The sequence below is a fragment of the Pantoea sp. X-Soil-ISGK-285 genome (assembly GCF_059730815.1).
This window is the reverse complement of sequence record NZ_AP035938.1, coordinates 923,646-946,491: the sequence shown is the minus strand read 5'-3', so window position 1 is coordinate 946,491 and position 22,846 is coordinate 923,646. Positions and strand designations below refer to the sequence as shown.

General features: G+C 56.5%; 23 protein-coding genes. 10 read left to right on the top strand and 13 right to left on the bottom strand.

The window, feature by feature from the left end; translation table 11 throughout:
• Window positions 1-175 precede the first annotated feature (175 nt).
• Entirely contained in the window at window positions 176-427 is a 252-nt protein-coding gene (locus AC6I8B_RS04325) for a biofilm development regulator YmgB/AriR family protein (protein ID WP_010255246.1), read from the top strand.
• Between the two features lie 9 nt (window positions 428-436).
• Here AC6I8B_RS04325 and AC6I8B_RS04320 read toward each other — a convergent pair whose 3' ends face one another.
• The 3 genes from AC6I8B_RS04320 to AC6I8B_RS04310 all read right to left on the bottom strand — a co-directional run bounded on the left by AC6I8B_RS04320 (window position 437) and on the right by AC6I8B_RS04310 (window position 4,086).
• Window positions 437-757, bottom strand: a complete 321-nt coding sequence (locus AC6I8B_RS04320) for a hypothetical protein (RefSeq protein ID WP_010255244.1) — start codon at window positions 755-757, stop codon at window positions 437-439.
• 155 nt (window positions 758-912) lie between these two features.
• Complete coding sequence (locus AC6I8B_RS04315; RefSeq protein WP_052272152.1) at window positions 913-1,209, bottom strand: I78 family peptidase inhibitor; 297 nt, start codon at window positions 1,207-1,209, stop codon at window positions 913-915.
• A 273-nt stretch (window positions 1,210-1,482) separates the two neighbouring features.
• Window positions 1,483-4,086, bottom strand: a complete 2,604-nt coding sequence (locus AC6I8B_RS04310) for a bifunctional diguanylate cyclase/phosphodiesterase (RefSeq protein WP_060679539.1) — start codon at window positions 4,084-4,086, stop codon at window positions 1,483-1,485.
• Window positions 4,087-4,299: 213 nt separating this feature from the next.
• Between AC6I8B_RS04310 and AC6I8B_RS04305 the strand changes: the two genes are divergently transcribed.
• The 3 genes from AC6I8B_RS04305 (at window position 4,300) to AC6I8B_RS04295 (ending at window position 5,623) form a co-directional block, all read left to right on the top strand.
• Window positions 4,300-4,950, top strand: coding sequence for a CPBP family intramembrane glutamic endopeptidase (locus tag AC6I8B_RS04305; protein ID WP_010255238.1), 651 nt, complete (start codon window positions 4,300-4,302; stop codon window positions 4,948-4,950).
• Window positions 4,951-5,122: 172 nt separating this feature from the next.
• Window positions 5,123-5,293, top strand: coding sequence for a hypothetical protein (locus tag AC6I8B_RS04300; RefSeq protein WP_003850083.1), 171 nt, complete (start codon window positions 5,123-5,125; stop codon window positions 5,291-5,293).
• Window positions 5,294-5,392: 99 nt separating this feature from the next.
• Window positions 5,393-5,623, top strand: coding sequence for a hypothetical protein (locus AC6I8B_RS04295; RefSeq protein ID WP_029519422.1), 231 nt, complete (start codon window positions 5,393-5,395; stop codon window positions 5,621-5,623).
• 115 nt (window positions 5,624-5,738) lie between these two features.
• Here the strand turns inward: AC6I8B_RS04295 and yniD are convergent, their stop codons facing one another.
• The 6 genes from yniD to AC6I8B_RS04265 form a co-directional block, all read right to left on the bottom strand.
• Complete coding sequence (gene yniD, locus AC6I8B_RS04290) at window positions 5,739-5,846, bottom strand: small membrane protein YniD (RefSeq protein ID WP_022625163.1); 108 nt, start codon at window positions 5,844-5,846, stop codon at window positions 5,739-5,741.
• 121 nt (window positions 5,847-5,967) lie between these two features.
• Window positions 5,968-6,396, bottom strand: coding sequence for an OsmC family protein (locus tag AC6I8B_RS04285; RefSeq protein WP_022625164.1), 429 nt, complete (start codon window positions 6,394-6,396; stop codon window positions 5,968-5,970).
• A gap of 58 nt (window positions 6,397-6,454) precedes the next feature.
• Entirely contained in the window at window positions 6,455-7,642 is a 1,188-nt protein-coding gene (gene lldD, locus AC6I8B_RS04280; protein ID WP_022625165.1) for an FMN-dependent L-lactate dehydrogenase LldD, read from the bottom strand.
• Window positions 7,642-8,415 carry a transcriptional regulator LldR gene (gene lldR / locus AC6I8B_RS04275; protein WP_010255231.1) on the bottom strand — a complete coding sequence of 258 codons (774 nt, stop codon included), beginning with the start codon at window positions 8,413-8,415 and terminating at the stop codon, window positions 7,642-7,644. The genes lldD and lldR overlap by 1 nt, the downstream gene beginning before the upstream one ends.
• Window positions 8,412-10,067: an L-lactate permease gene (gene lldP / locus AC6I8B_RS04270; protein ID WP_033766606.1), complete on the bottom strand. Its 1,656-nt coding sequence runs from the start codon at window positions 10,065-10,067 to the stop codon at window positions 8,412-8,414. The genes lldR and lldP overlap by 4 nt, the downstream gene beginning before the upstream one ends.
• A gap of 205 nt (window positions 10,068-10,272) precedes the next feature.
• Window positions 10,273-11,442: a cyanate transporter gene (locus tag AC6I8B_RS04265; RefSeq protein ID WP_033771037.1), complete on the bottom strand. Its 1,170-nt coding sequence runs from the start codon at window positions 11,440-11,442 to the stop codon at window positions 10,273-10,275.
• Window positions 11,443-11,529: 87 nt separating this feature from the next.
• Here AC6I8B_RS04265 and AC6I8B_RS04260 point away from each other — a divergent pair, with 87 nt between their 5' ends.
• The 3 genes from AC6I8B_RS04260 to dbpA all read left to right on the top strand — a co-directional run bounded on the left by AC6I8B_RS04260 (window position 11,530) and on the right by dbpA (window position 16,239).
• A complete protein-coding gene (locus tag AC6I8B_RS04260) occupies window positions 11,530-12,390 on the top strand; it encodes a LysR family transcriptional regulator (RefSeq protein WP_022625167.1) in 861 nt (286 codons plus the stop codon).
• Window positions 12,391-12,480: 90 nt separating this feature from the next.
• Window positions 12,481-13,869 (top strand): amidohydrolase, encoded by a 1,389-nt coding sequence (locus AC6I8B_RS04255; protein ID WP_157351607.1) that lies wholly within the window; start codon window positions 12,481-12,483, stop codon window positions 13,867-13,869.
• A gap of 987 nt (window positions 13,870-14,856) precedes the next feature.
• Window positions 14,857-16,239, top strand: coding sequence for an ATP-dependent RNA helicase DbpA (gene dbpA / locus AC6I8B_RS04250; RefSeq protein ID WP_332837787.1), 1,383 nt, complete (start codon window positions 14,857-14,859; stop codon window positions 16,237-16,239).
• Between the two features lie 35 nt (window positions 16,240-16,274).
• Here dbpA and AC6I8B_RS04245 read toward each other — a convergent pair whose 3' ends face one another.
• On the bottom strand, window positions 16,275-16,667 hold the full coding sequence (locus tag AC6I8B_RS04245) for a YgiW/YdeI family stress tolerance OB fold protein (protein ID WP_033785405.1): 393 nt from the start codon (window positions 16,665-16,667) through the stop codon (window positions 16,275-16,277).
• Window positions 16,668-16,834: 167 nt separating this feature from the next.
• Here AC6I8B_RS04245 and AC6I8B_RS04240 point away from each other — a divergent pair, with 167 nt between their 5' ends.
• From AC6I8B_RS04240 to AC6I8B_RS04230, 3 genes are all read left to right on the top strand, one after another.
• A complete protein-coding gene (locus AC6I8B_RS04240; protein WP_010255217.1) occupies window positions 16,835-17,797 on the top strand; it encodes a chemotaxis protein in 963 nt (320 codons plus the stop codon).
• A gap of 80 nt (window positions 17,798-17,877) precedes the next feature.
• Window positions 17,878-18,027 carry a hypothetical protein gene (locus AC6I8B_RS04235; RefSeq protein ID WP_186437059.1) on the top strand — a complete coding sequence of 50 codons (150 nt, stop codon included), beginning with the start codon at window positions 17,878-17,880 and terminating at the stop codon, window positions 18,025-18,027.
• 299 nt (window positions 18,028-18,326) lie between these two features.
• Window positions 18,327-19,904 carry a methyl-accepting chemotaxis protein gene (locus AC6I8B_RS04230; protein WP_497817589.1) on the top strand — a complete coding sequence of 526 codons (1,578 nt, stop codon included), beginning with the start codon at window positions 18,327-18,329 and terminating at the stop codon, window positions 19,902-19,904.
• 290 nt (window positions 19,905-20,194) lie between these two features.
• Here AC6I8B_RS04230 and ymcF read toward each other — a convergent pair whose 3' ends face one another.
• The 3 genes from ymcF to AC6I8B_RS04215 form a co-directional block, all read right to left on the bottom strand.
• Window positions 20,195-20,365: a cold shock small protein YmcF gene (gene ymcF / locus AC6I8B_RS04225; RefSeq protein ID WP_085978710.1), complete on the bottom strand. Its 171-nt coding sequence runs from the start codon at window positions 20,363-20,365 to the stop codon at window positions 20,195-20,197.
• Window positions 20,366-20,368: 3 nt separating this feature from the next.
• Window positions 20,369-20,581, bottom strand: a complete 213-nt coding sequence (gene cspE / locus AC6I8B_RS04220; protein ID WP_003854408.1) for a transcription antiterminator/RNA stability regulator CspE — start codon at window positions 20,579-20,581, stop codon at window positions 20,369-20,371.
• A gap of 381 nt (window positions 20,582-20,962) precedes the next feature.
• Window positions 20,963-22,717 (bottom strand): putative phage tail protein, encoded by a 1,755-nt coding sequence (locus tag AC6I8B_RS04215; protein ID WP_157351605.1) that lies wholly within the window; start codon window positions 22,715-22,717, stop codon window positions 20,963-20,965.
• Window positions 22,718-22,846 lie beyond the last annotated feature (129 nt).

Sequence of the window (22,846 nt, the reverse complement as noted above, 5' to 3'; positions counted from 1 at the left end):
GTTTAAAAAACCGCCAGCCGCGGCGGTGTGGCAATCTTTTTAATCGGCGCGACATCCTCCGCAAAAAACGGTGCAGACCGTCCGGCTACGCTGAGGCGAACCAGCTTATTTTATGGTTAAACGCCCTTATGCTCAGGTGTAAGGGAGGGGGGTCTTGTTTTAGCGGAGGTGGGTAATGAGAGTACAACCTGACAGCGCCAGCCGTGCTATCAGCGACTATTTTAACAGCCCGGACTGGCGGATACCGCCTGAGTCCGATCTGCTGGCGGTGATTCTGCGTGAAATAATGGAAGCGGGAGAACCCGCCACCAATAAAGCCCTTATTGCGCGGGTTATCGATAAACTGGAAGTGGAAGGCGACGAGACGCAGTTGCAGCGTTATCGCACCCTGCTGGCGCAGTTAATCGACACGCAGCCGGAGGCGTAAACCCACCACCTACTTCACCCAGCGCAATTTATCCGCTTCGCTGATACTGGCCCGTCCGCTGCTGCGCTGAAACAGGCACAGCTCCCGTCCACGCTTATTTTTCATCTGCGGCTGGGGATAGCGTCCTTCCAGCAACAGTGCGCTGTAGCCCGTGTTGTCGTCATACTCGATCGCCTCGCCCAGCACCTTTACTTTGCTCAGATGACTGGCGTTAATGCAGGCCTGCACCATCACCTGACGGCTCTTTTGCCAGGCCTCTTCACTGGAAGCCTGCGCCAGTGTGCTGCTGAGTAACAATGCGGGCAGAAGTGCCCCGATTATGCGTTTCATCTTCTCTGCTCCTGTTACGGCCCGAAGCCGCTAAAAAAATTCCCGCCGGGGCGGGAATAAACAAGACGAGCACTATCTATTGTGTGACGAGGAAGTTTCTTAAACGCGCTGCTATCCTCGCCTGCCGTTATGACAAACCTATGACATCTTTGCCGTTAACCACAATAAACTGAGCTGATATTGCCATTTTTGTCAGCCAGGAAGTTCAGCCGGTTAAGGTTGAAGTCCATGGTGACGGCAGAATTATAGGGGATGGCGCGGACCTTCTGTTCGAAGTGCTGACCCTGCAGCGCGGTTAACGGTTTACCGACATAATTCTGATACTGAGAGGCACCGCAGCGGTCAGCTTCGGGATCCTGCGCCACACTGGCGGTATCGGGCTTAGAGGCAGATTGACAGGCGGTTAATGCAAACAGCCCCACTACCAGCAGCCCTTTTCCATAAAATTTCACGTTTATTCTCCTGTTGGACGTGTTAAAACCCTGCCCCAAGAGTAGCAAAGCGCACCTGCTGACCTGAACCCCTAAAAAGTAAAGTTGTTACAGCAGCATTAAACGGGTCGCCGCACAGGTCATCTTTTAAGATTAATCGCACTCATTGCCTAAAAAAAGCACAGCGGACCACTACAATATTAAGAATAGTCTTAGCCCTGTGGAGGTCATGATGGAACTGATTATTTTTGTCGTCTGCGCAATGCTGATGACCGCCGTGGCGGTTAAAGTCCGTTAAACGGGTTCAGCCTGGTTCTGCGCGGTTCTTTCCAGAAGCGTACTGAATGCAGCCAGCGGCATCGGTCGACCGAGGAAGTAGCCTTGCCCCTCTTCGCACGAGAGCTGTTTTAGCTGGTTCAGTTGCGCTTCTGTCTCAATCCCCTCAGCCGTAATTGTCAGGGCAAAGGCGCGTGCCAGCGCAATAATCCCCGCGACCACCGATTGTGCCTGCTGCGACTCCGGGAAATCTTTCATCCAGGAGCGATCGATCTTCAGCCCATTAAACGGGAAGGTCTTCAGGTAGCCCAGGGCCGCATAGCCGGTGCCGAAATCATCAACGGTTAACCTTACCCCGAGTGACCGTAAACCCTGCATCACCTCCAGCGCATGCTGCGGATGTTCAAAGGTCACGTTCTCCGTGATCTCCAGCTCCAGCCGGGTAGCCGGCAGGCCACTTTTCGCCAGCACATCCGCAACCCGCTGTACTAAATCGCTGGTGCGGAACTCCATGGGCGAAATATTAACCGAAACATAGCGATCGCCCCCCCATCCCAGCGCATCCTCACACGCCCGCATCAACACCCAGTCGCTGATAGTGGCGATGAGACCGCTCTCTTCCGCCAGCGGAATAAAGTGATCGGGGGTAATCCACTCATCCGGCGCAATCTGCCAGCGAATCAGCGCCTCGGCACCTGCCAGCTGACCCGTCAGCAGTTGATAGCGGGGCTGGTAGTGCAGGCGAAATTCATTGTTCTTCAGCGCTTTCTCAATCCGCCGCGCCATTTCACGCTTATCCTCACGCTGACTGGCCATCTCATTGGCATACCAGACCCACTGATTGCGTCCCGCTTCGCGCGCTTCATTCAGCGCGATATCAGCCATTTGCAGCAGCGCTTCCGGATGGCTGGCATCCTGCGGTACACAGGCAATCCCCATGCTGACGGTGAGATAGTGAACATGCTGGCCGGTGCTGATGGGCTGCTGAACCTCGTGCACCAGCTGTGCGCAACGCTGATCGACCCGCTCACGGTTCGTTTCACGCAATACCAGCACAAACTCATCGCCACTCAGCCGCGCCACCAGCTCCTGCGGGCCGATACAGCGCTTCAGACGCTGCGCTATCTGGCTCAGCACCTCATCGCCCGCCGCATGGCCCCAGGTTTCATTAATCGGCCTGAACTGATCGAGATCGAGGGTAATCAGCGTCAGCGGCGCAGCGCCATCAGGCAGCTCAAGGTGTAGCGTCAGAAACTCCTGCAGCTGTACGCGGTTCGACAGGCCGGTTAAGACGTCATGACGCGACAAAAAATGAATGCGCGCCTCGGCTTCCATGCTCTGAGTGATGTCCGACACCGTGCCGCGAAACCCGATACGTCGCGCATCATGCCAGATTGTTTTCGCGACCAGCTGGCCGATACGGCGGTTGCCGTGCGCCGACATAAACTGACAGCGCAGTGGCATCCGTTGCCCCTCCTCCTCCTGACGCTGCAGCCAGGCGACCAGCGAATGGCTGGGATGCGTCAGCAGGTGATCGATGTGACGGCCCAGCCAGTGTGTAATATCGTGGCCGGTCACGGTTTGAAAGCGCGCTGACAGGTAGATCAGGCGGCCCTCTCCATCCGTTTCCCAGATCCAGTCTGACGCCGCCTCAGCGAGATCGCGAAACCGCGCTTCACTGTTGGCCAGCTCCTGCTGACTGATCGCCAGCAGGGCAAAGCGCCGGTCAGAAAGAATCGCATTAGAGAGCGCATGGCGGCTGACGCGATGGGTGATTATGCCAATGATGATCGCCATGAGCATCAGTAGTGGTAACAGAAACCAGACCAGGCCCATGCCAGGCATCTTTGGCGTCCAGCGCAGCACAATCAGATCGCCACCGGGTAACGGTTGCACCATCCGCGGTTCACGCAGGGCATCCCCTGCACTGACGGGCAGGCGCAGTTCGCGCACATCCAGCGTGGCGCCCAGCGCCTGTAATTTGGCAGGGGTGAACAGATTCACAAACACCATGACTGACGCTGGCCCCGCTATCGGCGGCATATTCGTCAGTTTGCCGCTGCCGATGGGGGCGGCAACCACAATGGCGGGCAGATGATTAATCAGCGCATCACGGGTTATCGCCGCGTCGTTGCGCTGACGTGCCGCCGCAATCAGCGCTGGAGCCTCTTTTCCCAGCCAGGCTTCCAGCGGCGTATCCACCAGTTGCCCATTAATGACGCTGTACGTGGTGTGACCGTTGCCGTCGACCACGAATACGCCCTCATAGTGATACTCTTCGTAGAGGCCCGGACCAAAGTTCTCTTCGTCATAAGCCCAGACTTTGTTGACCCTGACATGGAGATTGCGCCAGGCTTCGCCCCAGAACGCATAATCCCGGATATCCGTGACCATCGCCTCCTGACGATTTTTCCACGCCTGCTGCATCAGCAACTGGTCATGCTCAACCGATACGCTGTTTTGCCGCTGCGCAATCGTCAGCACCATCAGCATCGAGAGCACCAGCACGCCAAACAGCAGCAGTGAAAGCGTGCGCAGGCTGCGCCGCGTAAAGCGGACAGTGCGGTCTTCAGCGGCATGACTGAATGGAGGCGAGGGTGGCGCCGGAGGGTTAGAAGTCATTAAGAGTGCTCACTACACAGTCAGAGTTTGAGATGACGGGCCTGCAATACAACATGCAGTGCTGACCAGATTAGTTTCCTCAGTTATCGGCTCACGCGCGCGGGTGTTTAGTCTGCGGTTAACATTTTGCGCTTAAATATTGTGTTACAGGCTGACTCGACAGCGATCTGGTGCATTGCTACTATGCGCTAACCTTCGCTGGCAGAGTCGCCTATGAATACCAATTCCGACAGAGTGACACTGACGCTTTTCTACGTCGGCAGCTTTGTGGTCTATTACCTGGTTACCATGCTGATCACGCTGTTCCCTAATTACAGCGTGCTGCGTAATGACGGCCTGCTGGTGCCGGTGCTCTGCCTGTTTGAATTTGCTGTTATCTATCCGCTTTACCGCTTTTACTGCCAGCGCCGTACAGACCTGCCGCTGGGTGAACTCTGCACGCTGCAAACTCTGCTGTTTACTGGCGCGCTATTTGTTCTGATGGCCGCACAGATGCAGTTCATGCAGCCGGAAGGATGGCTGGTGATGCAGGCCCAGCAGGGACGTAATTCGCTGCTGATCCTGCTGCTCACCGCCGTGCTGCTGGCGCCGGTGTTTGAAGAGGTGCTGTTCCGCGGTTTTCTGTTGCAGGGCTTTCTGCTGTGGGCGCCACGGAGCCGCTTTGCCTGTATGCTGCTGACCTCACTGCTGTTTGCGGTGATGCATACGCAGTATGTGCACTGGCAGACCCTTATCGCCCTGACGCTGTTTTCGCTACTGCTCTGTTACGCCCGGCTGCGGAGTAACAGTCTGGCGCTGCCCATCTTCCTGCACACGCTGAATAACCTGATTGCGCTGCTGCCCGCCTGGTATTTCGCAGGCTAGCGCCAGGCCCGCCCCTTCTGGCACACCTTACAGGCCGCCGCATCACACCCTGGCTGGCGGACCATAGCTCACACTGACAATGCCGCCCCGGCACGTTTGTCTATACTGGATGTTAAAAAGGGATAAAAAGCACCACAGTCCGGACCACCAGACCGTGTAAAGGAGAGGATCTATGTTGATAGGATTTGTGTTATTAGTGAGCGCATGCGGCTACGATGCCTGCGAGGCGCTGCCGGTATCAGAGCGCATCTATCCGACGAAGGTCGACTGTGAAACGATGGCGAACCGCATTCATAAAGTCAGACCGAATGTGGTACTGCTGTGCGGTGAAGTACATCGCTAATTCAGGGCCAGGTTCAATAAAGCAGGGCTGTAACGTTGCAAGCTGACGCTTTAGCGTACAAAATATAAGCTGTTGTTAACCATTATCGTTGTGAATCCCATGAAAACATCACGCCCCCGTCGTCCTGGTGGACGCTGGGTTTACTATCTTTTGTATGATGGCATTCTGTGGCCCTGCCCCGTCCGTTGGGAGTGGGAGAGCAGCTATGGCGGCTGGCTGCCATTTTACTACACGCCAACCTTTGAGTTTGTGGTGGGCGATCCGCGCAAGGCTTATCGCATTGCGCGCAGCGATGTGCGGGCTAAAAGGCGCGAGGATGCCTTTGTCTGAGCGCGTTTATCGCCACGGCAGCCATGAGGCAGTAAGCAGATAGTGAACCGCTTCCAGCACAATAATCCCCATTAATAATATGCCCAGCGTGTGGCGGCCAATCCCCTTCATCTGTTCAGGCCCAGATCATGGCAGCCCAGCGAATCAGCAGCAGCGCGCCACAGATGCACAACAGAACCAGCACCATCTTCCAGTACTTTTTGGCTGCCCGGTATCTCGTCACCTCAGTTTCCTCTGGTCAGAAAGCGAAGATGCGCCAGAAGGCGCATCTGTTCCGGTCAGCAACAGGACCGGTGAGGCATAGCATAACGCCCGGGCCGCCAAAAGGCGACCCGTTACCGGCATCAGTTGTTCAGGGTGTAATCCAGCGTAATTTCCGCGTTCAGAACCTGAGAAACCGGGCAGCCCGCTTTGGCTTTATTGATGATCTCGTCGAAGGTCGACTCATCAATGCCTGGCAGAGAGATGGTGCTGGTCAGTGCCACTTTGGTGATGGCAAAGCCATCGCCTTTTTTGTCCAGCGACACGTCGGCCGTGGTATCAATGCTTTCCGGCGGATGACCCGCGTTGCCCAGCATCAGCGACAGCGCCATAGAGAAACAGGCTGCATGCGCTGCACCAATCAGTTCTTCCGGGTTGGTGCCTTTGCCGCCTTCAAAACGGGTGTTAAAGCCATAAGGCTGCTGGCTCAGCACGCCGCTCTCGGTGCTGACGGTGCCTTTGCCTTTGATATCGCCTTCCCAATGCGCCGAACCTTTCTTATGAATGGTCATGTCGTTCCTCCTGTTGGTAAAGAAGCTAAGTATAGACAATACATTCATTTTCGCAGGCTCAACTCACCGCGCGGGGACGTGGCGGTGTGCTCTGCGGTGCCAGCAACGCTTCCGCCTGCACCAGCGAATCGCGGGTAATTTCACCGATAGACTTCGCGCCGGTCAGGGTCATGGCAACGCGCATCTCTTTTTCAATCAGCGTCAGCAGGTTTTCTACGCCGCGCTGACCGTGGGTTGCCAGCGCATAGATAAATGCCCGTCCCAGCAGCACGCTGTCTGCGCCCAGCGCAATCATCCGCACCACATCCAGCCCGTTGCGAATGCCACTGTCCGCCAGAATGGCGATGTCACCTTTTACCGCATCGGCAATGGCCGGTAGCGCACGCGCCGAGGAGAGCACGCCATCCAGCTGGCGTCCGCCGTGATTAGAGACCACGATACCATCGGCGCCAAAGCGCACCGCATCACGCGCATCTTCCGGATCGAGAATGCCCTTGATCACCATCGGTCCATCCCAGAACTCGCGGATCCACTCCAGATCGCGCCACGAGATAGAGGGATCGAAATTATTCGCCAGCCAGCCGATGTAATCTTCCAGCCCGGTAGGCTTGCCCAGATACGTGGAGATATTCCCCAGATCGTGAGGGCGCCCCTGCAGACCCACATCCAGCGCCCACTGTGGATGGGTGACCGCCTGCCAGTAACGACGCAGCGCCGCGTGATTGCCGCTCATCCCGGAGTGCGCATCGCGATAGCGCGCGCCCGGCGTGGGCATATCCACGGTAAACACCAGCGTAGAGCAACCGGCGGCTTTGGCGCGCTCCAGCGCATTGCGCATAAAGCCGCGGTCACGCAGCACATAGAGCTGGAACCACATGGGACGCTTAATCTGCGGGGCCACCTCTTCGATCGGGCAGACAGAGACGGTCGACAGGGTGAACGGAATGCCTTTCAGGTCTGCCGCGCGCGCCGCCTGCACTTCACCCCGGCGGGCATACATGCCGCACAGGCCGACCGGTGCCAGCGCAACCGGCATCGACAGGGTTTCATTGAACAGTTTGGTTTCAAGACTCAGTTCCGACATATTTTTCAGAATGCGCTGGCGCAGCGCCACATCCGAGAGATCCTCTACGTTGCGACGCAGGGTGTGCTCGGCATAGGCACCGCCATCAAGATAGTGAAACAGGAACGGCGGCAGGATACGTTGCGCGGCCGCGCGATAGTCACTGGCAGCGGAGATAATCATCAGTCAGATTCCTTTGGGTTGCGTGTGTCGTTATCCGGTAAGCGGGTGATGCGCGCCTGACGCGCTTCATCTTCATGCAGGCTTTTCATGGTGGTGTGCACGAATCCCAGATGCTGCATCGCCGCCTGGCGCGCAGCGTCGGCATCGCCCGTGAGGATCGCATCGAGCAGCGCCTGATGCTGTTCAGTCAGGCGGGCGAAAATCGCGGGCTGGGTATACATGCGCTGACGGCTCTGCATTACCGACGATTGCAGCAGCTCAAAAAAACCACGCATGGTCTGCAGCAGCACTACGTTGTGCGACGCCTCGGCAATCGCCAGATGGAAGCGCACATCCGCCTGGGCGGCGAGATCGGGATCGTCACTCTCTTTCAGCTTCAGGGTGGCGTCGAAAGCGTACTGCAGCTTCTCTTTGTCGGCGTCGGTGGCGCGCAGTGCGGCGTGCCAGGCGGTGCTGGCCTCAATGGCATGGCGCGCTTCCAGAATGTCGTAGCGGTAGTCGGGATCGTCGCGCAGCAGCTGGCGAATCGGCTCGACGATGCGCTGTTCCGACCAGGGCGCCAGCTGCTGACGGATCCAGGTGCCGCCGCCGCGTCGGCTAATCAGCATGCCGTTGCTGATCAACTGTTGTATGGCTTCACGCAGCGAGGAGCGGGAGACGCCAAGCTCCGCAGAGAGCTGCCGCTCGGCGGGCAGGCGCATGCCCGGCTCGAGCTGATGTTCGGTGATATAGGCCCGCAGGCGCGTCACCAGCGGATCGGCATTGCTGCTCATGGGATCATCCAGGGGAAGACGTAGGCCTGAAGCGTGGTTATCACACCGACCATACAGGTGAAAATCAGGCTGTGTTTAACGGTAAACCGGAACAGGTCGGACTCTTTACCCACCAGCCCGACCGCCGCACAGGCGATAGCGATCGACTGCGGCGAGATCATCTTACCGGTCACGCCACCGGTGGTGTTGGCCGCCACCAGCAGAATATCGGAGACGCCAATCTGCTGCGCGGTCGTGGCCTGTAAAGCAGCAAACAGCGCATTCGATGAGGTGTCTGATCCGGTCAGGAAGACGCCCAGCCAGCCCAGGAACGGTGAGAAGAAGGTAAAAGCGTGGCCGGTGTGCGCCAGCGCCAGTGCCAGCGTCGCAGACAGCCCGGAGTAATTCGAGATAAAGGCAAAGGCCAGTACCATCCCGATAGAGTAGATCGGCAGCGCCAGCTCTTTCAGCGTTTCACCAAAAGTCTGCAATGCCGCCTTTGGCTTCATGTGCAGGAAAATCATCGCCATGATCGCCGCAATTAAAATGGCGGTGCCGGTGGCGGACACCAGATCCAGCTTAAAGATGGCCGGATAAGGGGTTGCAGTACCGACCACGGGCGGCATCCGCGCCACCAGCTCATTCAGCATCGGCACCGGCATAGCCAGCACCCACTCATAGAGCGCACCGCCTTTGGCGAACAGCGCTTTAAACGGCGGGATACTCCAGAGCGTGACGGTGGCGGTGAGAAACAGGAACGGCATCCAGGCGCGGATCACCTGCCCCAGCCGATACTTCTGCGGTGGCAGCAACGGATCGCCCTGTTTCGCCTCTGCATCCGCAAAGCGGAAGATGCGAACCGGCTTCCAGACCCGCAGGAACAGCGTCAGCGAAATCAGCGAGGCGAGCGACGAGATAATATCGGGCAGCTCCGGACCCAGGAAGTTGGAGCTGAGGAACTGGGCAATGGCAAACGATCCCCCTGCCACGACCACCGCCGGCCAGGTCTCTTTCACCCCGCGCCAGCCATCCATGATCGCCATAATCCAGAACAGCACAATCAGGGTCAGCAGCGGCAGCTGGCGTCCGGCCATCTGGCCGATGGCAAAACTGTCCAGCCCGGTCACCTGCCCCGCCACAATAATCGGGATGCCCATCGCGCCAAAGGCCACCGGCGCGGTGTTCACAATCAGGCAGAGCCCGGCGGCGTAGAGCGGATTAAAGCCGAGTCCCACCAGCAGCGCGGCGGTAATCGCCACCGGCGCACCAAAGCCCGCAGCCCCTTCCAGAAACGCTCCGAACGAAAAGCCGACAATCAGCATCTGCAGACGCTGATCGGGAGTAATCGACAGGATAGAGGCGCGGATAATGTCGAACTGGCCGGTTTTGACTGAGATCTTGTAGACGAACACCGCGGCGACAATAATCCAGGCAATCGGCCACAAGCCATAGAGAAAGCCATACACCACGGCGGCCAGCGCCTGTGCAACCGGCATCTGATAGAGAAACAGCGCCACCAGCAGCGCCAGCACCACGGTGGTGGTGGCCGCCAGGTAGCCTTTCATCTTCAGCTTAATCAGCGCAAAGAAGAAAAAGAGAATCGGGATCAGTGCGATCAGGCTTGAAAGCCAGATATTACCCAGCGGATCGTAGTTTTGTTGCCAGATCTGCATGCCAGTATCTCCAGAGGAAAAGGTGACGTGGCACACAGCCGCAGCGCTGGTGCCATCTGCCCCGGATTGGTCAGACCAAACCGCTCTGTCGGGGCTTATGGCAACAGATAGTTAACACATTGTTAACTTGTGGCAACAGAAGATGCGCGAATTTTCCCGGAGTGTGAACCAGAGAAAAATATTGCCGGGATTGGTCGGACCAAAATCAGCGATTCACCTCAGGAAAGGCGTGCTGATAGCTGCGCGGATGGAAACGCAGATTAAGCACGATTAACAGCAGCGTGACCGCCGCCTGCAATAACCAGACGCTGGTGAAGTGACCGGTGAGCGCATGCAACTGCCCGGCGATAAACGGCATGCTGCCCGCGATAATAAAGCCGACGCCCTGCATAAAAGCCACCAGCCGCGCGCCAGCCTGCGGCTGCTCCAGATGATCCAGCGCCAGCACCAGAGCCAGCGGAAATGCCCCGCCCAGCCCGAAGCCCGCAATCCCCGCCCAGAGCCACGGCGCCAGTTGTGGCGCAAACAGGAAACCGAGCATGCCGCTGAACTGCATCGCCAGTGTCAGCAGCAGCAGCGGACGGCGATCGCGGCCCCGCGCCAGCAAGGGCAGCAGCAGCGCACCCGTGACCTGACAGCCGATCATCATGCCAAGCAGTGAACCGCCCGCCTGCGCGCTCCAGCCGAGTTGATGATAAAAATCGGGCAGCCAGGCGACACAGATGGCATATCCGCCGTTCACCAGACCGAAGCTCAACGCCAGCGTCCAGGCGCGGGTTTTACGCCACAGCGAAGGCAGAGCGGCGGCCTCCGTCCGGGCTGCACGTGGGGTGGTGATAAACAGCCAGAGCAGGATGGCCAGCACCACCGGCAGCGCCCAGCTGCTCAGCGCGCCCTGCCAGCCAAGCTGCCCATTCAGCCACGGCGAGATCGCCGCGCCAATCCCGCCGCCGCCCATCAGCGCCGCTGCCCACAGTCCGGTCACGCCGGCACTGCGGCTGCCAAATCGCTGACGGATCAATCCCGGCATCGCCATCTGCACAATGCCAATGCCCGCCCCTCCCGGCACAGTACTCAGTACCAGCCAGCCTCCGTCAGCCACAAACAGCCGACTCACCAGCGCCAGCAGCAACAGCAACAGGCCACCCAGCAGCAGTTTACGTACCGCAAAGCGCTGCATCAGCGGGGCGCTGACTAACGCAATGGCACCCATCATCATCATCGGCACCGCAGGCAACAGCGAGGCCGCCAGCGGCGACAGACCGATGCTCTGCCTCAGCTCGCCGAGTAACGGACTGACCGAGGTCATCAGCGGTCGCATATTGAGCCCGGCTAACACCAGCGCCGCCAGCAGCAGGTTGTTCTCTCTCTTCATCTGAGATCCACACAGTTAAAAGTTGCCAGCCTGGCAGCAGTCGTTACTATCTGGAAATGAAATATTACTCTGCCAGGTAGTGGAAATATGAATCGTCAGCCGATGTTTACTCCTCAACAGCTGCTCAGCTTTGTCGCGGTGTGCGAAACCGCCAGCTTTACACGCGCCGCCGACCGGGTGCACCTGTCGCAATCCACCGTCAGCCAGCAGGTGCGACGGCTGGAGGAGATGGTCGGCAAAGAGCTGCTGAACCGCTCCTCGCATCAGGTGCAGATCACCGAAGAGGGCGAGAAGCTTTTAGGCTACGCCCGGCGGATTATCGCCCTGAATGGGGAAGCGCACGATGTGCTGAGTGACCAGTGGCGCGACGGCGTGCTGCGTCTTGGCGTGCCAGAAGATTTCGCGGCGCCCACGGCCGGTCTGCTGGCGCACTTCAGTCGCGACCATCCGCAACTTCGGCTGGACGTGATGAGCGGCATGCAGGTGGAGCTGCGTCGCGCCTGGCAGCGTGAAGAGCTCGACATCATGCTGATTAAGCAGCCTTATGGCGAGCGTCCGCTGGCGTCGCGTCCTGAACCCCTGCTGTGGCTCGACAGCGCAGAGTGGCCCTGCTTTGAGCAGACGCCGGTACCGCTGGTGCTGTTTCCCCAGCAGGGGCTCTATCGCGATGAGGTGTGTCAGACGCTCGACGCACTGGGCCGTAGCTGGCGCATTAGTTACAGCAGCGCCAGCCTGGTCGCGCTGGCCGCCGCCAGTGCGCAGGGTCTGGGGCTGACATTACTGCCCGCCAGCTGCCGCCTGCCGCAACATCGGGTACTGGGCCCGGAACAGGGTCTGCCGGTGATTGATACCTTCGAACTGGCGCTGTTCTGTCGTCATCCGCAGGATCCGCTGCAGCGCGAGCTGGCGGAATCCCTGGCAACCTTCAGCCAGCTGCGCTGGCAGTGAGATATTGAATAGTCGTCAGTGGAAAATAACGCAGCAGGGTGAAGCGTCGTTTGTCAGATTAAGACCTTGTTCACTTTGCAGGAGCCTCTGATGCCTATTTCCTCTTCGCCGAGCCGCCGTGATTTCCTTGGGCAGAGCGTCCGCTGGACCGCCGCAGGCGGCTTGCTGGCCGCCGGTCTCGGCCAGGCCAATGCCGCCACGCCATCACCTTTGTCCTCCAGCAATCCCGACCAGCCCGCCGCCCTGCCCCGGCAGGATCACTATCTGCTGCGCAATGTGCGGCTGGAGGAGGGCTTTATCCGTGAGGATGATGAGATCGTTGCGACCCGCACCGGGCGTTACGACATCAGCGTGCGCGACGGTAAAATTGACCAGCTGACACCCGCCGGTCAGGGTGACAGCACCCTGCCGTCGTGGGATGCACAGGATGCCCTGCTGCTGCCCGCCACCCAGGATATGCATATCCACCTTGATAAAACCTTCTACGGCGGCCCGTGGCAGGCTCCGCGTCCCCGTCAGGGCAAAACTATCATGGACATGATTGCGCGTGAACAGGTGCTGATTCCGCAACTGCTGCCGCACTCTCAGGCGCGCGCCGAAGGGTTGATCGCTCTGCTGCACGCCAAAGGCACCACCCGCGCCCGCAGCCATTGCAATATCGATCCGGTCAGCGGCCTGCAAAGTCTGGAGCATCTGCAGGCGGCATTAGCCCGTCACCCCGCCTTTCCCTGCGAGATTGTAGCCTTTCCCCAACATGGCATGCTGCACTCGCAGGTCGATGGGCTGATGCGCGAGGCGATGCAGCACGGCGTTGAGTATGTCGGCGGCCTGGACCCCACCAATGTCGATGGTGCCATGGAGAAGTCACTGGATGCGATGTTCCAGATTGCGCTCGACTATCAGCGCGGCGTGGATATACATCTGCATGAAACCTCACCTGCTGGCGTGGCGGCGATTCAGTACATGATTGACACCGTGGCAAAGAATCCGGCGCTGAAGGGCAAAGTGACGCTGAGCCACGGTTTTGCGCTGGCGACCCTGTCCGGCAGTACGCTGGATAAGATGATCGCAGGGCTGGCGGAGCAGCAGTTCAGCGTCGCCTCTACGCTGCCGATCGGCAAGCTGACCATGCCGATTCCGCAATTACAGGCAGCGGGCGTGAAGGTGATGACCGGCACCGACAGCGTTATCGATCACTGGTCACCGTTTGGCACCGGCAGCATGCTGGAAAAAGCGAATCTCTATGCGCAGCTCTATCGGGGATCGGATGAGTTCTCGCTGTCGCGGGCGCTGGCGATCGCCACAGACGATCGGCTGCCGCTGACAGCCCAGGGTGACCGCCAGTGGCCAGTACCGGGCGATGAAGCGAGCATGATGCTGGTGGCGGCGAGCTGTTCCGCCGAAGCCGTGGCACGAATTTCGCCAGTCGACGCGACCTTCTCGCGCGGTAAACCAGTGTTTGCGCTGGCATCAGCCTGAAACAGCAGGGCTGCGGACAAAAACGCCGGGAGCGTTTTTGAACAACGCAACGCGTTGGCCCGGCTACGGGCGCACCTCAGGGATGAGGTGCGTACTAAAAACGCCGGGAGCGTTTTTGAACAACGCAACGCGTTGGCCCGGCTACGGGCGCACCTCAGGGATGAGGTGCGTAATCGCCCGCGCTGAGCCTTCTCAGCAAATGCGGAGAGATCGAGCCGGCTCAGGCCCGGTTACAGACGACCACCTTACCTAAAGCGCCGGGAGCCAGTACCTGCCCCACAACGCAAACCTACTCCCCCAAAAACAACAGAGCCTCCACAAGGGAGGCTCTGCATTTACCTGAGCGGAGTGCGGGTTACGCGCTTTTGGCCCATTTATCATTCGACATTAGTTCCATTGCCAGCGCGTATAAGCGACGATCTTCCTGATCACAGGGCTCATCTTCCGCATAACACGCAATCATCGAAGCGATCTTATCAGCCGATAAGCTCTCTCCATGAACATGCAGTGTCAGTACGGCGCGGCCTACTATTTTAAGCACATTTTCATGTGGTCCCTGGATGCGATTACTCAATGCAAATACCCTCTACCGGTCGTTGTACCAGGAATATGGCGCGCTAAATATAAAGCAATTAGCTCAGGATTTTTATCGGCACCAGTGGTGATATTTTTTAATGATTAATTCTATTACTGGAGTAGTAGTTAAGGATTTATCTGATTAACAATGAAATAAATATTTAAAAACGGCCACTTATCAAATAATCGCTGGCCTCAAAAGATCCTCATCCTGGAACAATCACATTGAGTCGGGGTTAATCTATAAAAATAAACCACCTTTCTCCCGTAAACTTCAGTCTATTCCTAAGCCCTCTGACAGATATAGTTTCATACTGCTAACCATCGAGGTTCCCGTTGCTGTCAGGCGTGCTTTCTGCCAGACTTGCCCCGCAATAATGCCCTACACTTTCAGCCTCAGAGGCCGCGCCCGTGACCGCTTTTTCTACCCTCAATTCGCTTCCCGACAGCCAGCTCGAAAACCTGCGCGAGATGGGCTACACCAGCATGACGCCCGTGCAGGCCGCTACGCTGCCCGCCATTCTGCAGGGACGCGACGTGCGCGCGCAGGCGAAAACCGGCAGCGGTAAAACGGCTGCCTTTGGTATTGGTTTACTGCACCATATCGACAGCGCCCGCTTTCAGACCCAGGCACTCATTCTCTGTCCGACCCGTGAACTGGCTGATCAGGTAGGCAATGTGCTGCGCCAGCTGGCGCGCTTCATCCGCAACATCAAAGTTCTCACTCTGTGTGGCGGACAGCCGATGAGCGCACAGCGTGATTCGCTGGTGCATCCGCCCCATATCGTGGTCGGCACGCCGGGTCGTATCCTCGACCACATTAACCGCGAAAACCTCAAGCTGGACCAGCTCAGCACGCTGGTCCTGGATGAAGCCGATCGGATGCTGGAGATGGGTTTCCTGAATGATATGGAAACGATCATTGAAGCGACGCCCGCTTCGCGCCAGACGCTGCTCTTTTCCGCCACCTGGCCAGACGGCATTACGGCTATCAGCACCCGCTTTCAGCGTGATGCGCTGAGCGTGGTGACAGAAGATGTCAGCGAACTGCCTTCAATCGATCAGCAGTTTTTCGAAGCCAGCCACAATGAAAAACTGGGTCTGCTGATAGCTCTGCTCAGCGATCGTCAGCCCTCATCCTGTGTGGTGTTCTGCAACACCAAACGTGAATGTGATGATGTCGCCGCGGCGCTTAACGCGCGTGATATCAGCGCCCTGCCTTTGCATGGCGATCTGGAGCAGCGCGATCGCGAACGCGTGTTGATCCGCTTCGCTAACGGCAGTGGTCGCGTGCTGGTCGCCACCGACGTCGCTGCACGCGGACTCGACATCAAATCGCTGGCGATGGTGGTTAACTATCAGCTCGCCTGGGACCCTGAAATTCACCTGCACCGTATTGGTCGTACGGCGCGTGCGGGCGAACATGGCGTTGCGGTCAGCCTGGTTGCTGCCGATGAGATGGCTCGCGCGCATGCGCTGGAAGATTTCCTGCAGCAGAAGCTGCCGTGGGTCTCTGCCAGCACGCTGAAAAAGGGCAGCAGCAAGCCGCTGCCTGCAGCTATGATGACTTTGTGCATTGATGGTGGCCGTAAAGCCAAGATACGTCCGGGAGATATTCTGGGCGCGCTGACGGGTGAAGCGGGTTATCGTGCCGAGCAGATCGGCAAAATTGTCCTGACGCCGACCCACGCCTACGTGGCGATTGAGGCGAATCAGGCCAAAAATGCGCTGGTTAAACTCAAGCAGGGCAAAATCAAAGGCAAAACCTGCCGGGCGATTCTGCTGAAGGACTAAATAAAACGGGCGAGAAGATTATCTCGCCCGGTTTGTTACGGCTCTTCGATTTGGGTCACATGCAGCGTGGTTTTATCCCCTTTGCCCTGTACCTTGCCACTGACGCGTACTTTGTCTTCTGCGGTGTAGGTTTTACCATCAAAGGTCTTCTTCGGCGCGATAATCGGTAAGGTGCCGGTGTTGTCACGGAACTGATACCGTTCGCCCTGCTCTTTCTTCAGGATGTAACCTTCCAGCGTCACATATCCGCCCTGACGGAAATCGCGGATCTGATCAATATGCGTCTGACCGGTATCTTCTGAACCTTTATAGCCGGCATCCTGCTTGTGTTGCGGTGGCGGCGTATCGCCCGCTTTGTATCCGCCCTCTTCGGCCGAAACACCCGCACTCATCATCACCAGCAACGACGCCAAAATCACTTTTTTCATTTCACACTCCTTTATTGGAAAGGTGTCCATGTTGAACCTTCAGGGTTAATCCTGGCACATTAATTGGCGTCCGTTTTATTTCACCCTTCTCTTCTCACTTTTTTCTATTTGCTGCCGATAACCTGTTCACACCCTATTTCACCAGCTGCGTTAATGCAGAGGCAACCATGGATAATTTTCAGAAAGAGATCGATGAGAGAGCGAACCTCGCGTTATCGAATAAGTTTGAGCTGCTGCTGTTTCGCTTAGGTTCCGATCAGCTGAAAGGCAAGTCTGAACTGTTTGGCATTAACGTCTTCAAGCTGCGTGAAATTGTGCCGATGCCAACTATCACCAAAGCCGCAGGCATGCGTTCGCCGCTGCTGGGTATGGCAAGTATTCGTGGCCAGTTCATTCCGGTCATCGACCTGCCTGCCGTGGCGGGTTGTGTGCCGGAAACCGGTCTTAACCTGCTGCTGGTTACCGAGTATGCCCGTAACACCCAGGCGTTTGCCGTAGAGTCAGTCGAGAACATTGTGCGTCTCGACTGGAGCCAGGTGCATACCGCCGAAGCCGGTATCGGCGGCCGCAACATTACCAGCATCGCCTGCCTGGACAGTGACAAGCAGAGCAACGAGCTGGCGATGGTGCTGGACGTTGAGCAAATCCTGTATGACATCATCCCATCGGTGCGCGGCGTCGAACCGGAAGCGGCCAGACCGCGTGCCTTCAACTACCGCCCAGGTGCGGTGGCGATTGTGGCAGAAGATTCCAAAGTCGCACGTCAGCTGCTGGAGCAGGGTCTGAAGAGTATGGGCATTCCGGCGCTGATGTTTAACACCGGTCTGGATGCCTGGGAAAAAATTAAATTGATGAGCCAGGAAGCGCAGGCTGCCGGCGAATCGATTCACGACAAAATCGCCCTGGTGCTGACCGATCTGGAAATGCCTGAGATGGATGGTTTTACGCTGACCCGCAACATCAAGCGTGACCCGATCCTCAAGGCTCTGCCGGTCGTCATTCACTCCTCACTCTCTGGCAGCGCCAACGAAGATCACGTGCGCAAAGTGGGTGCCGATGGCTATGTGGCAAAGTTTGAGTTGAATGAGCTGTCAGACGTGATTTTCAACGTTCTCGACACTGCCCGCTAAGCGAATGCGGGCCGCTAAGAATGCCCGGCACGCTTTTACTTTTTAGCCAGCAGAATGGCTGACCTGATCAGGAACCGACTATGCACATTGAAACTTTACCCGTTACGCCTGCACCTGTTACGCCTTCCCGTCAAAAGGTGCTGCGTGGCCGTTTACGCCAGCTGGCCTGGATTAGCGCCGTCACATTAAGCGTCGCGTTCTGGACAGGCCTCTACTTCTTAGTTTTCTGAATCCATTCATCCTTGTCTGGATCGGGCTGTCAGCATCACTGCTGACAGCCCTTTTTTTTGTCTGAATTTCATCTGGTTATTACTTAACCGTTTCTGATGATTTTTACTGACTATTTATTCACCCGGCGTTATTACTTAAAAATTATTAAAGGTACAACTTCGTGCTCCGATAACAGTATGCGCGAGATCACCTTTTTGCCTGAGGCTGTGACCACAGACATCAGCAAGGCACTGCGCACAACAGCAGGAAACCTGAGTGTTGCTAACAAATTGATTAATAATAAAACGGGGAAGAGAACATGTTCAGTATCAAGAATATGAAGGTGGGAATGCGGCTCGCAGCAGCCTTCGGTATTATTGTGACGTTACTGATAGTGATTGGCGTGACATCCATAACCAGGATTAACAGCATTAATACGGCGATCGCCTCGATCGTTGACGATCGTTATGTGAAAGTACGACTGGCATTTGATGTGCGCGATGGCGTCAACGATCAGATCAAATACCTGCGCGGCATGGTGATCGACACGACACGTCCGGAAATGAATGTGAAGCGTTATGGTCAGCTGGATGAAGCCACGCAACGCACCAACAGCGCAATGAAAAGGATCGAATATATTCAGGTCACGCCCGTCGGCAAGAAAAAGATCGCCGGTCTGCTGGCCTCTTCGCAGGCTTTTGAGAAAGTTAAAGCAGAGCTGATCACCCTGGTGAAGGCGGGCGATTTTGAGGCTGCCAGCACCTATGTCCTGAAATCGATGACCGCCACCCAGAACAAATTCCTTCAGGATGCCGTGGATTTTGCCAACTCTCAGGACGCACAGTTGCGCAGTGAAGGTCAGGGTATTGTGGAAAATGGTCAGTCGGCTATCTCCATTACGCTGATTTTCTCCGCGCTGGCGATTCTGGCGTCTATTCTGCTGGGCTACTTCCTGACCCGTTCTATTGTGCGTCCGCTGGTTGCAGCGGTTGACGTTGCTGAACGCGTTGCCGCAGGCGATTTGAGTTCACAGATGCAGGTGACCTCACGCGATGAAACCGGCGTCCTGATGCAGGCGCTGCAACGGATGAACGATAATCTGCTGTCGATTGTGACTGAAGTGCGTACCGGTTCCGACACTATTGCGGTGGCCTCTAATCAGATCTCCAGCGGGAACCTTGATCTTTCGACCCGAACCGAACAGCAGGCCAGTTCGCTGGAAGAGACCGCCTCTGCCATGGAGCAGATGACGTCGACCGTGAAACACAATGCCGACAACGCGCGTGAAGCCAATCACCTGGTTTCAACCACTTCCAGCGTGGCGCGTGAAGGTGGCGTGGTAATGGAGCAGGTCATTGAGAAGATGGAAGCGATCGCCCTCTCCTCACGAAAAATTGTCGATATCATCAGCGTTATCGACTCCATCGCCTTCCAGACCAATATTCTCTCCCTGAACGCCGCCGTTGAAGCGGCACGCGCGGGTGAACAGGGTCGTGGCTTTGCGGTGGTGGCGAGTGAAGTGCGTAATCTGGCGCAGCGCTCAGCCTCAGCGGCCAAAGAGATTAAGGTACTGATTGAAGATTCCGTCGCTAAAGTCGATGAAGGCAGCAAGCTGGTGACACACGCCGGTTCAACTATCGGCGAAGTGGTGAACAGCGTGCAGAGCGTGGCAAACATCATGAGCGAAATCACCATTGCCAGCAGCGAGCAGAGCAGCGGCATCAATGAAATCAATCAGGCGATTACCCAGATGGAAGCGGTGACGCAGCAAAACGCCGCGCTGGTACAGGAAGCGTCAGCCGCCTCACAAGCGCTGCAGGATCAGGCAGAGCGTATGGCACAGGCGATGAGCGTATTTAATACCGGCAAGCTCTCACTGCAACCCGTACTGCGTTAATCCCTCTCAACGGCCTGCTTCGGCGGGCCAGTTTAAGAATGGTGACGATAAGAGCGGATACGTTACAGGCAACAGAGCGGTTAGCGGTTAGCGGTTAGCGGTTAGCGGTTAGCGGTTAGCGGTTAGCGGTTAGCGGTAAAAGTTAAACAGGGAAAGTGAAAGTAAACAGGAAGGTAAAGAGGCAAAGGTTTGAGGTTTAAGAAGGGAGAAACGCAGAAACAAAAAAGGCTGCCAGAGGCAGCCTTTTATTACTGTAAATGCAACAACGCTATAAAGCTCACTAGCCTTAATCAGAGAGCGCGAAGCTGGCTCTGAATTGCAATCCTTGCCAGGTTCACCTGAACCACGACAGATTTGCAGAAAATGCATTTCGCTCCATGCGGGTTGGCTCTTGTAACATCAAAATGTGATGTACGAAACTGTGAGCCACTACAGTGAGGACATTTAAAAGTAATTTTCAGTCCTTAGAGACCAACAACGTTCGCAGCAGCTGGGCCTTTGGCGCCATTTTCTACTGTGAATTCAACTTGCTGACCTTCATCTAATGAACGGAAATCGGTGCCCTGGATTGCAGAGAAATGTACGAATACATCTTTGCTGCCGTCTGCAGGAGAGATGAAACCGAAGCCTTTCTCTGCGTTAAACCATTTAACGGTACCGCGAATTTTGTTAGACATGCTTAAATCCTTAATATATCGAGCCTTCCGGCATACATAATGGCCTGAGAACAGATTTTAATCAGAACGTAAGAGAAGACTCAAAAAGAAGGGATGTCTCGCGACAAACTTAGAGATGAGAACTGCTTTGGTTACTTACTTTGATAGTGTCTGTTAATCAAACCGACGATTCATTAGGCCACACTTCTTAAAGTGACGCAAGCCGTAATTCAAATTAATCGCAATCAGCCCGTTGACGAGGATGAAGGCGAAAGGCTGTGTCAGGGAGACTGTCTGGCTTCACAGTGCAGCGGTGACTTTTCTGGCGACGTAAAAAGAAGCGGAGATAATGTCAGATCAAAAAAGGGCGAGGCCGGAGCCTCGCCCAAAACATGCCGATCATTAATCGTAGTAAGGAACCTTACGGTCAACGCCGTTGATATTGATCAGCACAAATCCGGTCGGAGCGGTCTTATTAGTCGGCGTACCCGCAGCGGTAGCCAGCGTAACCACCCCTTTTTCGTTGGCCCCGATGCCCGCCAGCCCATTGTGCATACCAAAACGTGCAGCGGGTTTCAGGTTGCTGATTTTGGTGATATCCGTAACCACCGACATATCAGCCTGGAACAGCGAGCAGGAGCCGGTATCGAAGCGGGTCGGACCGGTCGTCTTCAGGTTGAACATGGTTTCGCCGCTGTTCGCTCTCAGCTTGACCCAGATTACGGCATAGGTGGTCCCTACCCGGCCATAACGAATGTCCAGTACGGAAGGCTGACCCATATGGTAAGCATCGGCCCAGACCGTCTCCAGTCGCTGGAGGTTGATCAGGGTTTTACCGGTGCCCACCACATTAACCGGCGAACCGGCGGTGCCGGAGGGCGTGGTCGCATCCGCTTTCCCGATCAGCTCCATTACCCATTGCTGGTTAGGCGCCGGGAAATAGAGCTGCCCCAGCCGATACCAGTTGTCGGTATCGGTGTTGTTCACCACTTTATAGCCGCTGTAGTAGCCGGCACGCAGCGAACCGGTCATGAACGTGCCGTAGTTCTCATCCCGACGATAGCCATATTCGAAGGTCGATAACCACTTACTTCCGGCCAGATCATTGGTGATTTTCGCCCCCGCCTGCAGGTTGATATGACGCATCACCACGCGGGCATTATTGAGATTGAGCGGCGTGCCGCAATCTTCAATGTTGAGCGTTTCGATGTTCCAGCCGCCATCCGACAGATCTCCTGGGTTAGTCGTGTGCTCAATCCAGACGTTGCGCATCACTCCCTGTGTGACGCGTGGCATATAGAGCGTCGCGTCGCCATAGCCCGACTGGAAGTTGGCATTACACAGCTCAATGGCGGTTGAGTGGTCCCAGTTCCCCTTCGGTGTGTTTGACCAGCCGACATCAAACACCCGTGAAAAGGTATTGGAGCTGTAAATCTGATCGAACTTACTGTCGAGCGTATCCTGCAGCTTAAAGACGGTTCCCCCGGTACTTTGCGCCTTGAAGCAGAAGATATTGACGATCTGGCCTCCGACAATGGTATTTTCAAAGAACGGCTGCGTGTTACTGCACTGTTCAGGCGTGACGGTGACTTTGGCCGCGGTGTCGACAGTCCCGGCGTTAGCCTGTCCATGCCAGCAGATGCCTTTAATGACGATTCGACGCGCATTAACCTTAAACACGGTATTCGCGCTTTTATCAGAAACAATGGTGGTGCGCGGTGCCGAGCCGAGCTCGATATCATCGCCTGCCAGACCAAAAAACGACAACTCCGTATCGCTGATATCGATGGGTGAAATCAGGAAGCGGCCCCCCGGAAAACGCACCGGAATGGCTTTCGCGTAGGCGTTGTAGGATTGTGTCCATGCCAGCATCCGCTTAAAGGCTTCAGTGTCATCGGTCACGCCATCCCCTTTCGCGCCAAAGTGCAGAATGTTTACTTCGGCGGGATCGTTGATGGTGCGCTTCCAGTAGAAACCGTTACCCACCGCCACCGTACCGCCATCATCTTTCAGCGGAGTGGTGCTGAGGAAACCAACAAAGTCTGCGCCACCACGGAAGCTGGAATCCTTATCGTAATAGCGTTTAAGGCTCGCGACTTCACCTGATTTTGGTGGAATAGTGGTACGCAGTTCAGCAAAAGAGTTAACTTCGATCATAGAATCCTCCTCAGGATCATAGAGATATCGCGCTGAAATCAGCGCACTACTTAGCCGCAGCCGGATGGCCGCAAAGGGAGTCCCACATGTCGTTGTGGGTGTTGATGGCGCGCACCGTACGAACGTCCA

Excerpts from the sequence above, each read along its gene's own strand:
- AC6I8B_RS04235 (WP_186437059.1), top strand. The coding sequence starts at position 17,878 with ATGCACATTGAAACTTTACCCGTTACGCCTGCACCTGTTACGCCTTCC.
- AC6I8B_RS04230 (WP_497817589.1), top strand. The coding sequence starts at position 18,327 with ATGTTCAGTATCAAGAATATGAAGGTGGGAATGCGGCTCGCAGCAGCC.
- lldR (WP_010255231.1), bottom strand. The coding sequence starts at position 8,415 with ATGAGCAGCAATGCCGATCCGCTGGTGACGCGCCTGCGGGCCTATATC.
- cspE (WP_003854408.1), bottom strand. The coding sequence starts at position 20,581 with ATGTCTAACAAAATTCGCGGTACCGTTAAATGGTTTAACGCAGAGAAA.
- AC6I8B_RS04255 (WP_157351607.1), top strand. The coding sequence starts at position 12,481 with ATGCCTATTTCCTCTTCGCCGAGCCGCCGTGATTTCCTTGGGCAGAGC.
- AC6I8B_RS04295 (WP_029519422.1), top strand. The coding sequence starts at position 5,393 with ATGAAAACATCACGCCCCCGTCGTCCTGGTGGACGCTGGGTTTACTAT.
- AC6I8B_RS04305 (WP_010255238.1), top strand. The coding sequence starts at position 4,300 with ATGAATACCAATTCCGACAGAGTGACACTGACGCTTTTCTACGTCGGC.
- AC6I8B_RS04245 (WP_033785405.1), bottom strand. The coding sequence starts at position 16,667 with ATGAAAAAAGTGATTTTGGCGTCGTTGCTGGTGATGATGAGTGCGGGT.
- lldD (WP_022625165.1), bottom strand. The coding sequence starts at position 7,642 with ATGATTATCTCCGCTGCCAGTGACTATCGCGCGGCCGCGCAACGTATC.
- AC6I8B_RS04215 (WP_157351605.1), bottom strand. The coding sequence starts at position 22,717 with ATGATCGAAGTTAACTCTTTTGCTGAACTGCGTACCACTATTCCACCA.
- AC6I8B_RS04320 (WP_010255244.1), bottom strand. The coding sequence starts at position 757 with ATGAAACGCATAATCGGGGCACTTCTGCCCGCATTGTTACTCAGCAGC.
- AC6I8B_RS04285 (WP_022625164.1), bottom strand. The coding sequence starts at position 6,396 with ATGACCATTCATAAGAAAGGTTCGGCGCATTGGGAAGGCGATATCAAA.
- AC6I8B_RS04310 (WP_060679539.1), bottom strand. The coding sequence starts at position 4,086 with ATGACTTCTAACCCTCCGGCGCCACCCTCGCCTCCATTCAGTCATGCC.
- AC6I8B_RS04300 (WP_003850083.1), top strand. The coding sequence starts at position 5,123 with ATGTTGATAGGATTTGTGTTATTAGTGAGCGCATGCGGCTACGATGCC.
- AC6I8B_RS04260 (WP_022625167.1), top strand. The coding sequence starts at position 11,530 with ATGAATCGTCAGCCGATGTTTACTCCTCAACAGCTGCTCAGCTTTGTC.
- AC6I8B_RS04265 (WP_033771037.1), bottom strand. The coding sequence starts at position 11,442 with ATGAAGAGAGAGAACAACCTGCTGCTGGCGGCGCTGGTGTTAGCCGGG.
- AC6I8B_RS04325 (WP_010255246.1), top strand. The coding sequence starts at position 176 with ATGAGAGTACAACCTGACAGCGCCAGCCGTGCTATCAGCGACTATTTT.
- lldP (WP_033766606.1), bottom strand. The coding sequence starts at position 10,067 with ATGCAGATCTGGCAACAAAACTACGATCCGCTGGGTAATATCTGGCTT.
- AC6I8B_RS04240 (WP_010255217.1), top strand. The coding sequence starts at position 16,835 with ATGGATAATTTTCAGAAAGAGATCGATGAGAGAGCGAACCTCGCGTTA.